Annotated in this window: 12 protein-coding genes; 1 reads left to right on the top strand and 11 read right to left on the bottom strand. The window is 73.5% G+C overall.

What is annotated here, in order from left to right:
* Nucleotides 1–91: 91 nt before the first annotated feature.
* The 9 genes from FXF52_RS38980 to rsmD all read right to left on the bottom strand — a co-directional run bounded on the left by FXF52_RS38980 (nucleotide 92) and on the right by rsmD (nucleotide 7,888).
* Nucleotides 92–2,311 (bottom strand): MMPL family transporter, encoded by a 2,220-nt coding sequence (locus tag FXF52_RS38980; protein ID WP_148804680.1) that lies wholly within the window; start codon nucleotides 2,309–2,311, stop codon nucleotides 92–94.
* A gap of 234 nt (nucleotides 2,312–2,545) precedes the next feature.
* The gene (gene mutM / locus FXF52_RS38975; RefSeq protein ID WP_148804679.1) at nucleotides 2,546–3,403 is read right to left on the bottom strand and encodes a bifunctional DNA-formamidopyrimidine glycosylase/DNA-(apurinic or apyrimidinic site) lyase; all 858 of its coding nucleotides are present in this window, start codon (nucleotides 3,401–3,403) and stop codon (nucleotides 2,546–2,548) included.
* The gene (gene rnc / locus FXF52_RS38970; protein ID WP_148804678.1) at nucleotides 3,396–4,196 is read right to left on the bottom strand and encodes a ribonuclease III; all 801 of its coding nucleotides are present in this window, start codon (nucleotides 4,194–4,196) and stop codon (nucleotides 3,396–3,398) included. Before rnc ends, mutM begins: the two co-directional genes overlap by 8 nt.
* Nucleotides 4,193–5,152, bottom strand: a complete 960-nt coding sequence (locus FXF52_RS38965) for a phosphate acyltransferase PlsX (protein ID WP_255472846.1) — start codon at nucleotides 5,150–5,152, stop codon at nucleotides 4,193–4,195. The genes rnc and FXF52_RS38965 overlap by 4 nt, the downstream gene beginning before the upstream one ends.
* 132 nt (nucleotides 5,153–5,284) lie before the next feature.
* Nucleotides 5,285–5,458, bottom strand: coding sequence for a 50S ribosomal protein L32 (gene rpmF / locus FXF52_RS38960; RefSeq protein WP_073832497.1), 174 nt, complete (start codon nucleotides 5,456–5,458; stop codon nucleotides 5,285–5,287).
* Between the two features lie 5 nt (nucleotides 5,459–5,463).
* A complete protein-coding gene (locus tag FXF52_RS38955) occupies nucleotides 5,464–6,027 on the bottom strand; it encodes a DUF177 domain-containing protein (RefSeq protein ID WP_148804676.1) in 564 nt (187 codons plus the stop codon).
* Nucleotides 6,028–6,155: 128 nt separating this feature from the next.
* Complete coding sequence (locus tag FXF52_RS38950; protein WP_148804675.1) at nucleotides 6,156–6,653, bottom strand: hypothetical protein; 498 nt, start codon at nucleotides 6,651–6,653, stop codon at nucleotides 6,156–6,158.
* A 186-nt stretch (nucleotides 6,654–6,839) separates the two neighbouring features.
* On the bottom strand, nucleotides 6,840–7,328 hold the full coding sequence (gene coaD / locus FXF52_RS38945) for a pantetheine-phosphate adenylyltransferase (protein WP_148804674.1): 489 nt from the start codon (nucleotides 7,326–7,328) through the stop codon (nucleotides 6,840–6,842).
* Nucleotides 7,325–7,888, bottom strand: coding sequence for a 16S rRNA (guanine(966)-N(2))-methyltransferase RsmD (gene rsmD / locus FXF52_RS38940; RefSeq protein WP_148804681.1), 564 nt, complete (start codon nucleotides 7,886–7,888; stop codon nucleotides 7,325–7,327). The genes coaD and rsmD overlap by 4 nt, the downstream gene beginning before the upstream one ends.
* A 138-nt stretch (nucleotides 7,889–8,026) precedes the next feature.
* Between rsmD and FXF52_RS42225 the strand changes: the two genes are divergently transcribed.
* Nucleotides 8,027–8,176, top strand: a complete 150-nt coding sequence (locus FXF52_RS42225; RefSeq protein WP_187413980.1) for an LPXTG cell wall anchor domain-containing protein — start codon at nucleotides 8,027–8,029, stop codon at nucleotides 8,174–8,176.
* Between the two features lie 51 nt (nucleotides 8,177–8,227).
* Here the strand turns inward: FXF52_RS42225 and FXF52_RS38930 are convergent, their stop codons facing one another.
* Together FXF52_RS38930 and FXF52_RS38925 are read right to left on the bottom strand one after the other, a co-directional pair.
* Entirely contained in the window at nucleotides 8,228–9,148 is a 921-nt protein-coding gene (locus tag FXF52_RS38930; RefSeq protein WP_148804672.1) for a serine hydrolase, read from the bottom strand.
* Nucleotides 9,149–9,180: 32 nt separating this feature from the next.
* Nucleotides 9,181–9,823, bottom strand: a 643-nt coding sequence (locus FXF52_RS38925; protein ID WP_148804671.1) for an IS5 family transposase, incomplete at its 5' end; no start/stop codon positions are given.

Genomic DNA, 9,823 nt, shown 5'->3' with positions numbered 1-9,823 from the left:
GGGGGGGGGGGGGGGTGGGGGGGGGGGGGGGGGGGGGGGGGGGGGGGGGGCGGGGCCGCGGATGCGGCCCGGCCCGGTGGGGACGTGCGGGTCAGTGGGCGCCGACCAGCTCCGGGGCGGGGGCGGGCGGCTCGGCGGGCGGGGTTGCCGAGCGGGCGCGCAGGAAGCGCGGGGCCCACCAGTTGGCGTCGCCCAGCAGGGTCATCAGCGACGGCAGCACCACGGCCCGGATGATCGTGGCGTCCAGCAGGATCGCCGCGGCCAGCCCGATGCCGAGCTGCTTCATGTCGATGGTGCTCAGCGTCGCGAAGATCGAGAAGACCCCGACCATCACGATGGCCGCGCTGGTCACCACGCCCGCCGACGAGGTGATCCCGTACGCCACCGCGTCTCGGTTCGGCAGGCCGTCCCGAACGCCCTCGCGGATCCGGCTGACCACGAAGACGTGGTAGTCCATGGAGAGCCCGAAGAGGACCACGAACAGGAACAGCGGCAGCCAGGTGACGATCGCGTCCATCGAGGTGAAGCCGAGCGGCCCCGCCGCCCAGTCGCCCTGGAAGACCAGCACCAGCAGGCCGTACGCGGCGCCGGCGGAGAGCAGGTTCAGCAGGATCGAGGTGAGCGCGACCACCACCGACCGGAACGTCCAGGCCATCACCAGGAACGTCAGCGCCAGCACGAAGGCGGCCACGATCGGCAGCTTCTCCCGGATGTGCTGGGCGTAGTCCTCGTTGGCGGCCACGGCGCCGCCGACCGCGTACTCGATCCCGGGGATGCCGCGCAGCGCCGCCGGGACCAGGTCGGTGCGCAGCTCGTGCAGCGAACGGGTGGCCTCGTCGGTGCGGCTGCCGTACGGGGTGGCCACCTCCAGCACCGACACCCGGCGGTCGGCCGACACCTTGATCTTCGGGCCGTCCCCCTCGGCCGGCGCGAAGAGCGGATCGGCGGCGGCCCGCCCGGCCAGGTCGGTCAGCGCGGCGTGCACCCGGTCGGCCTGCTCGGCCGGCGCCCGCACCGCCACCGTGTGGCTGGTGCCGTTGCTCGGGAAGGCGGCGGTGAGCCGGTCGTACGCCTGCATGGCGGGCGTGGTGCGGGGCACGTCCTCCATGCCGGGGAACTTCAGCTTCATGCCCAGCGCCGGGGCGGCCAGGGCGAGCAGCAGCCCGACCGAGACGATCAGGGTGGCCCGCGGGGCGCGCAGCGCGGGCTTCAGCACGGCCGGCCAGAACCGGGGCCGGGCCGGCTGGCCGTGCCGGCCGGTACGCGGGGCGGTGAGCCGCCACAGCAGCGGCACCCGGGGCCGGTCGACCCAGCGGCCGAGCTTGGCCAGCAGCGCGGGCAGCACGGTCAGCGAGCCGAGCACCGCGACCGCGACCACCAGGATCGAGCCGACGGCCAGCGACGAGAAGATGGCGTCCTGGGCGAGCAGCAGCCCGGCCATCGAGATGATCACGGCGGTGCCGGAGACCACCACGGCGTGCCCGGAGGTCTCCGCCGCGATCTCCACCGCGTCGAGCCCGGACCGGCCCTTCGCCCGTTCCTCGCGTTCCCGACGGACGTAGAAGAGCGAGTAGTCGACGCCGACGGCCATGCCGATCAGCAGGATCACGCTGGCCGTGGTGTCGTTGGCCGGCACCAGGTGCGAGGCCAGGGTGGACAGCCCCATGGCCGCGGCCACCGAGGAGAGCGCGAGCAGCACCGGCACGCCCGCCGCGATCAGCGCGCCGAACGCGATGATCAGGATGGCCAGGGTGACCGGCAGGCTGAGCAGTTCCGCCCGCTTGAAGTCCTTCCCCAGCGTGTCGTCGAGCGCCTTGTTGATCGACGGCCCCCCGACCTGCTCGATCCGCAGCGCCGGGTGCGCCTGCTGCACCGTGGCGGTGGCGTCCCGCAGCGGCTGCACCCGGTCCGACGCGGTCTCCGGGTCACCGGACATGGTGATCGGCAGCAGCAGCGCGTCGCCGTCCCGGGACGGCATCGGCGTACCCACCGAGGCGACCCCGTCGACCTGCCGCAGCCGGGCCGCCGCGTCGTCGGCGGCGGCCTTCGCCGCGGCCTGGTCGAGCGTCCCGGAGCGGGGCGTGATCAGTACGTTCTCCGTCGCCGGCTCGTGGAAGCCGCCGCTGTCGATGATCAGCTCGGACCGTCCCACCTCGCCGGTCGCCTGGTCGGCGGAGCTCGCCTCCTTCAGGCCCGCGGCGTTGCCGCCCACGAAGCACACCGCCACGAACACCACCCACAGCGCGATGGCCCGCCACGGGTGCTCCGCACTCCACCGTGCCAACCGCACCGTCACCGGTCGCCTGCCCATACCCGGGTTCCCCCTCCAGACGTCGGCCCTGTGCCGACGGTCTGACGCTAGGGAGCGGGCGACGCCCGGACATCGGGGAACGGCCCCGGCTCGTCCCCCATCCGGCAGATCCCGGCCGGCCGGGCCCCAGGGGCTCCATCAACCGGACAGAACGGGCTTTTCAGGGTACGAGCGGGGGACGCGCCGGAAACCGCCCGACAGGGCACACCGGCGCAACCCCGAGCCGGCTCAGGGTCATCCCCGCAACGCCCCTCGGGGGCGGGGCTGGCAGCGCGGGCAACTGTAGGACGACCGGTTCATGAACGCCTCGCGACGGATCGGCGCGCCGCACCGCGGGCACGGCTCCCCCTCCCGGCCGTACGCGTTCAGCGACCGGTCGAAGTAGCCGCTCTCGCCGTTGACGTTGACGTACAGCTCGTCGAAGCTGGTGCCGCCCTGCTTGATCGCCTCGCCGAGGACGTCCCGCACGTGCCCGAGCAACCGGCTGACCGCCGGGCGGGTCAGCGCGTCGGTCGGGCGGGCGCCGTGCAGCCTGGCCCGCCACAGCGCCTCGTCGGCGTAGATGTTGCCGACCCCGGAGATCAGGCTCTGGTCGAGCAGCGCCCGCTTCACCTCGGTACGCCGCCGCCGCAGCGCGGCCACGAAGTCGGCGTCGGAGAACTCCGGGTCCATCGGGTCCCGGGCGATGTGCGCGATCTCCGCGGGCAGCTCCGCGCCACCCTCGGACACCGACAGTCCACCGAACGTGCGCTGGTCGACGAAGCGCAGCTCCGGCCCGTCGTCGGCGAACCGGAACCGGACCCGCAGGTGCAGCTCGTCGGCCGCCCCGACCGGCTGGAGCAGCAACTGCCCGGACATACCGAGGTGCCCGATCAGGGCGTCACCGCTGTCGAGCGGCAGCCACAGGTACTTGCCCCGGCGCCGGACGTCGGTGATCGTCCGGCCGGTCAGCACGTCGGCGAAGTGCTCCCCACCCGGCTGGTGCCGGCGTACGGCCCGGGGGTGGCGCACCTCGACGGAGCTGATCGTCCGGCCGATGACCCACTGGGCCAGTCCCTGCCGGACCGTCTCGACCTCGGGCAGCTCAGGCACGGCCGGCGCCCGCCTCGGCCGCGTCGTCCGCGGTCGCTTCGGTCCCCTCGGCCGCGGCCTTCGCAGCGGCGGCCTCCGCCTCGGCCTGCTCGGTCAGCGTCCGCCAGGCCGACTCGGCGGCCCGCTGCTCGGCCTCCTTCTTGCTGCGCCCCTCGGCGCCGCCGTAGCGGTTGCCGGCCACCACCACCCAGGCCGTGAAGGTCTTGAGGTGGTCCGGGCCGGTGCCCTCGATCCGGTATTCGGGGACGCCCAGCCCCAGCGCGGCGGTCAGCTCCTGGAGGCTGGTCTTCCAGTCCAGCGCAGCGCCCCGGCCGGCCGACTCGGCCATCAGCGGGTCGAACAGCCGGTGGATCACGATGGCCGCGGTGTCCAGGCCGTACTGGAGGTAGATCGCGCCGAGCAGCGCCTCCAAGGTGTCGGCCAGGATGCTGGCCTTGTCCCGGCCGCCGGTGGTCTCCTCACCCTTGCCCAGCAGCAGGTACGCGCCCAGCCCCGCCGGGCCGAGACCGCGCGCCACGTCGGCCAGCGCGCGCATGTTCACCACGCTGGCGCGCAGCTTGGCGAGCTGCCCCTCGGGCAGGTCGGGGTGGTTGTGGAAGAGCGCCGTGGTGATCACCACCCCGAGCACCGAGTCGCCGAGGAACTCGAGCCGCTCGTTGGTGGGCAGCCCACCGTTCTCGTACGCGTAGGAGCGGTGGGTCAGGGCGCGCTCCAGCAGCTCCGGGTCGAGCGACACCCCGAAGGCCGCCTCCAGGTGGCCGACGGGAGCCCGCCGCCGCTTGTCGTTGGTCATGGTGCTACCTCGGTGTCGGTTCGGTCAGGTGCGAAATCGTGCGGTACGCCGTCGAGCAGGGCGGCGACGGTGTCGGTGGCGCCCCTGCGCCACAGGTGGGCCGCGAGGGCGATGCCGGAGGCCACGTCGTCGGGCCGGGCCGCGCCGTGGCAGACGACCACCGTGCCGGCCACCCCGAGCAGGGCCGCCGCGCGCGGGGCGCCGCCGCTCGCCGGGGGCCCGCCGGCCATCGCGTACGCGCCCTCGATCGCCTTGAGCAGCACGTTGCCGGTGAACCCGTCGGTGACCACGACGTCGGCGCGCGCGCCGAGGGAGACGTCGTACCCCTCGACGAGGCCGACGTAGCGGGCGCCGCACGGCAGCGGCACGGCGGCGAGGGCGGGATCGGCGGCCCGGCGCAGCCGGTCGCCCTTGCCCGCCTCGGTGCCGACGGAGAGCAGCCCGACCCGGGGCGCGGCGACAGCGTGCGCCACGGCCGCGTACGCGGCACCGAGCACGGCGTGCCGGGCGAGGGTGGCGGGACGGGGTTCGAGCGTGCCGCCGACGTCCAGCAGCACAACCGGGCCGGCCACGGCGGGGAGGGTGGCCACCAGGGCCGGCCGGCGCACCCCGGTCCACCGGCCGAGGCCGAGGGCGGCGGCGGTGACGGTGGCGCCGGTCGAGCCGGCGGAGACGAGCGCGTCGGCGAACCCGTCGCGGACGGCGCTGACGGCCGCCTGGACGGTGCTCTCCGCGCGGGCGGCGGTGGGGTGGTCGGCCATGCCCACGACAGTCCGCACCGGGCGGACCGTGACGCGGGCACGCTGCTCGGGGGTGAGCGCGCCGATCAGCCCGTCGGCGACCTCGGTCGGTCCGACGAGCAGCAGGTGCAGGTCAGGGTCGGTGCGTACGGCCCGCAGAGCGCCGTCAACCACGACGGCGGGAGCATCGTCCCCGCCGAGGAGGTCGACGGCGATCCGCGCGGTGCCCGGCTCCGTCGGGACGCCGGCCGGGGGTCGGCCGGCGGCGGAGGGAGCCGGGGCACCGGGCGTGAGCCAGGGTGCGCGCGCCACCCGACCTGTGGTCGGGGACGTCACTCGGCGTCCAGGTCAGACCTCGAGGACCTGGCGGCCGTTGTAGGTGCCGCAGACGGAGCAGGCGGCGTGCGGCAGCTTCGGCGACTTGCACTGCGGGCAGGCCACGGTCGCGACCGCCGCGGCCTTCCACTGCGCCCGACGGGCCCGGGTGTTGCTGCGCGACATCTTGCGCTTGGGGACGGCCACGGTTGTTACTCCTCTTTACGGGTCAGTTGCGACAGGGCAGCCCAACGCGGGTCGACCTGCTGGTGACTGTGGTCGGCCGGCAGTTCGTCCCAGCGCACCCCGCAGTCGGGGCACAGGCCTGGGCAGTCCTCCCGGCAGAGCGGGTTGGTCGGCAAGGTGAGCACCACCGCGTCCCGCAGCGCCGGCTCCAGGTCGATCAGATCGCCCTGCATCCGGCCCACCTCGTCCTCGTCGGTCGTGATGTCCGTGGTGCTGTTCTCGTACGCGTACAGCTCCTGGATCGGCACGACCACCGAGTCGTCGATCTCACGCAGGCAACGGCTGCACTCGCCCTTGATGGGACCGCTGACGGTCCCGGAGACGAGCACACCCTCGGACACCGACTCCAGCCTCAGGTCGAGGTCGAGGTCCGCGCCCGCCGGCACACCGATCAACTCCACGCCGAGGTCCTCCGGTGCCGGCACGACCCGCTTGACCGTACGCAACGCGCCAGGCCGACGCGGCAGGTCCCTCGTGTCGAGGACCAGCGGCGACCTGGGGTTGAGTGGAGAAGGCGTGTGTTTGGGCATAGTCAGACTCCGGCCGGTGAGAGGCCGACAAAGAAGGTTACCTGGGCGACCGCCGGACCGTCGAACCGGGGCGTGGTGCGCCCCGGCCCCACCGGGTGCCGGCTGTCGGCTGCCGGCCCGGGCGTCGCTCAGAAGGGTAGCGGCCGGTCCGCCTCGTCACCGCCGAAGGTGCCGATCTCGCGCAGCGCGTGCATCTTGTCCCGGCCGCGCTCTATCGAGGCGAGTGCCCGGGTCAGGAACTGCTCGAAGTTGGCCAGCGCGGTGTCGACGTAGTCGTCCACCTCGTCGCGGAGGCGCTGTGCCTCCGCGCGGGCCTCGGCGATGATCCGGGCGCCCTCGTGCTCGGCGGAGACCGTGATCTCGTTCACCGAGACCAGGCGGGCGTGTTCCGCCTCACCCTCGCTGATGATCCGATCGGCCTCGCGCTTGCCGGCCTCCATGATCTTGTCCCGCTCCTCCAGCAGCGCGGCGGCCCGGCGCAGGTCGGCGGGGAGCTCGACGCGCAGCTCGTCGAGGGCGGCGATCATCTCGCCCCGGTCGACCATGCAGTTGTTGCGCGACATGGGGACGGAGCGGGCCTGCTCCACCATGGCGATCAGTTCATCGATGCGATCGAGCGGGTCCACCGGTACCTCACTCCTGTCGTTCGTCGGCCGACCTACATGATGCGGCCTGCGCCCGAATTCGGCGCTGCACACATCATGTCGCGCCCGCTCCACGCCGCGCCGGTCCACCCCCGCACGGCGCGTCGCGCGCCGCCCGACGGGCGCCGGGCCAGGGCGTCGGGCCCTCGACGAGGGCGCGGCGAACGGTCAGGCCCGGGCGTCCGGGGTGAGGCGGGCCACCAACTGCTCGCGGACCACGTCGGGGACGTGTGCCGAGATGTCGCCGCCCCACTTGGCCACGTCCTTGACCAGACTGGAGGAGAGGAAGGAGTAGAGCGGGTTGGTCGGCATGAAGAGGGTCTCCACGCCGGCCAGGCCGATGTTCATCTGGGCCATCTGCAGCTCGTAGTCGAAGTCGCTGACCGCGCGCAGACCCTTGATCAACACGCTGGCCTGCTGGGCGCGGCAGAAGTCGACCAGCAGCCCGCGGAACGACTCGACCCGCACGTTGTCGTAGGAGGCCGTCACCTGGCGGAGCATGTCGATCCGCTCCTCGACGGTGAACAGCCCCTGCTTCGACTGGTTGATCAGCACGCCGACGATCACCTCGTCGAACAGCCGGCTGGCCCGGCCGATGATGTCGAGGTGTCCGTTGGTGACCGGGTCGAACGAGCCGGGACAGACCGCACGTCTCATGATCGGCGACCGTACCAAAGGGTGGTCTCGCCGTAGCGGCGACTGCGCTCCGGCGTGATGCCCTCCACCCAGTTGACCGGCCCGGTGCGGCTGGACCGCTCCACGATCACCAGGGCGTCCGGGGTCAGCCAGCCGCCGTCGACCAGCGCGGCCAGCAGCGCGGTGATCTCCTCGTCGGGTACGGCGTACGGCGGGTCGGCGAAGACCACGTCGTACGGCCCGCCGTCGGGTCCGGCGGCGAGCACGCCGGCCACCTTGCCGGTGACCAGGCGGGCGGCCGGGACGGCCCGCAGCGTGGCGATGTTCTCCCGGATCACCCGGGCCGCCCGGGCGTCCGACTCCACCAGCAGCACGTGCGCCGCGCCCCGGGAAAGCGCCTCCAGGCCGACCGCGCCGGAGCCGGCGTACAGGTCGGCGAAGCGCGCCCCGGCCAGGTCAAGCTCGGCCTGCACCGCGCTGAACAGCGCCTCCCGGACCCGGTCGGAGGTCGGCCGGGTGCCCGCGCCGGGCGGCGCGGCGATCCGCCGACCGCCGAGCGTCCCGGCCACGATCCGGGTCACCGTCTGCTCCCGCACATGCCCCAGACGCTACGCGACGGCAGGACCGGGCCGGGCCGACCACCCGGCGCGACTGTCGATCACCCTGCCCGACCTCGACCTGGAGATGGAGGCCGTCTACGCCCCCGAGCAGAAACCGCGGTGGCGGCGGTGGCGGGGGCGCCGAGCCCGGGCCTGCCGGTGACCGGCGCGGCGGCCGGCGTCATGGCGGCCGTGGCCGGTGCCCTGGTGGCGGCCGGCGCTGTGCTCCTCGTGGTGACCCGACGGCGGCGGATCCGCTTCACCGCCTGACGTGAGCCTGCCCGAGGGCGCGCCGACCACCCCGGCCGGCGCGCCCTCGACTCATTCCAGCTCCGCCTTCAGCAGCGCGGGGTCGATCTCGGCCTGGTTGGTCAGCACCACGAGGCGGCGGTCGGAGTCGGGGAACCAGGCCGCGAACGCCTTGTAGCCGCCGTTGTCCCCGGAGTGGTGGACCGCCCGCTCCCCGGCCAGTGGGCCGACGAACCAGCCGTAGCCGTACGCCTCGCCGGGGCGGCCGGTCGGCGCATGCGGGCTGATCATGGCGGCCACCGCGGCGGGCCCGAGCAGCCGGCCCCGGCGTGGCACGTTCAGCCAGGTGAGCAGGTCGGCACCCGTGCACCAGACGTCCCCGGCGCCCATGCTCACCGTGTCCAGGTTCCAGGACGGCGCCGGCCGGCCGCCCTCGTGCCCAACCGCCACGTCGTCCCGCCCGGCGGCGTCGCCGGCGAAGCTGTCCGTCATGCCGAGCGGCGCGAAGACCTCCTCGGCGAGGAACTCGGCATACGGGCGGCCGGAAGCGCGCTCGACGGCCCGGGCCAGCAGGACGTACCCGGGGCTGCTGTAGTGCCAGCCGGCGCCGGGGGCGAACAGCGGCGGCACGCCGGCGAAGACGGCCAGCAGCTTGTCGGGCTCGGCCGGCCCGGCCAGGTCGATCATCGGGTATTCCTCCCAATGACCCAGGCCGGAGGTGTGGGTAAGCAGGTGGTGCGGGGTGATCCCGGACCAGGCCGCCGGCGGGTCCGGCAGCCAACGGTTGATCGGATCGTCCAGGCGCAGCGCGCCCCGCTCGGCGAGGAGCAGCACCGCGACGGCGGCCATCTGCTTGCTGATCGAGGCGATCTGGAACCGGGTCGCGGGGGTGCAGGGCGATCCGGCGTCGGCGGAGCCGGTGACCCAGTCAACCTGGAGATCGTCGCCCTGTGCCAGCAGGAGCACACCGCGGTCGAGGGATGGGTTTGGCATCGCCCGAGCCTAAGGCGTGTTTCATAAGCCGGTCAGAGCCACTCGGTGATGATGGCGATGGTCAGGACGGCTTGGAAGCGGACCGCGAGCTTGTCGTAGCGGGTGGCGATGCCGCGGTGGCGTTTGAGCCGGTTGATGCCGTTCTCGACGGCGTGGCGTAGCCGGTAGAGCTGGGGGTCGAACGCGGGTGGGCGCCCGCCCTTGGAGCCTTTGGCCTTGCGGTGGGCGTCCTGGTCCTTCTTCCTGGGGATGCAGGCCTTGATCCCACGTGAGCGCAGGTATCTGCGGTTGCCGCGACTGGTGTAGGCCTTGTCGGCCAAGACCAGGTCGGGGCAGGTACGTGGCCGGCCCACACCGAGGCGGCTCACGCGGATGCGGCGCAGGACAGGGATGAACTGCGGGCTGTCACCACGGTGCCCGGCGGTCACGATCAGGGAGAGGACCTTCTGTCCCTGCTCGCAGGCAAGATGAGTCTTGGTGGTCAGCCCGCCCCTCGATCGGCCCAGCGCGTGATCGGCCGGCTCGTCGTGCACACCGCCGGGGGGTTCCTTCTGCAGATGCCCATCGGTGCGGGCGCCAGCGGCGTGCTGGTGGACGCGACTGGTCATCGAATCCACGCTCACCGTCCAGCCGATCCGGCCCTGCGCGTCGCCGGCAGCCTGCAACGCGGACAGA

This window comes from Micromonospora sp. MP36 (genome assembly GCF_008119785.1).
Taxonomy (GTDB): domain Bacteria; phylum Actinomycetota; class Actinomycetes; order Mycobacteriales; family Micromonosporaceae; genus Micromonospora.
This window is presented reverse-complemented; position numbering and strand designations above follow the sequence as displayed.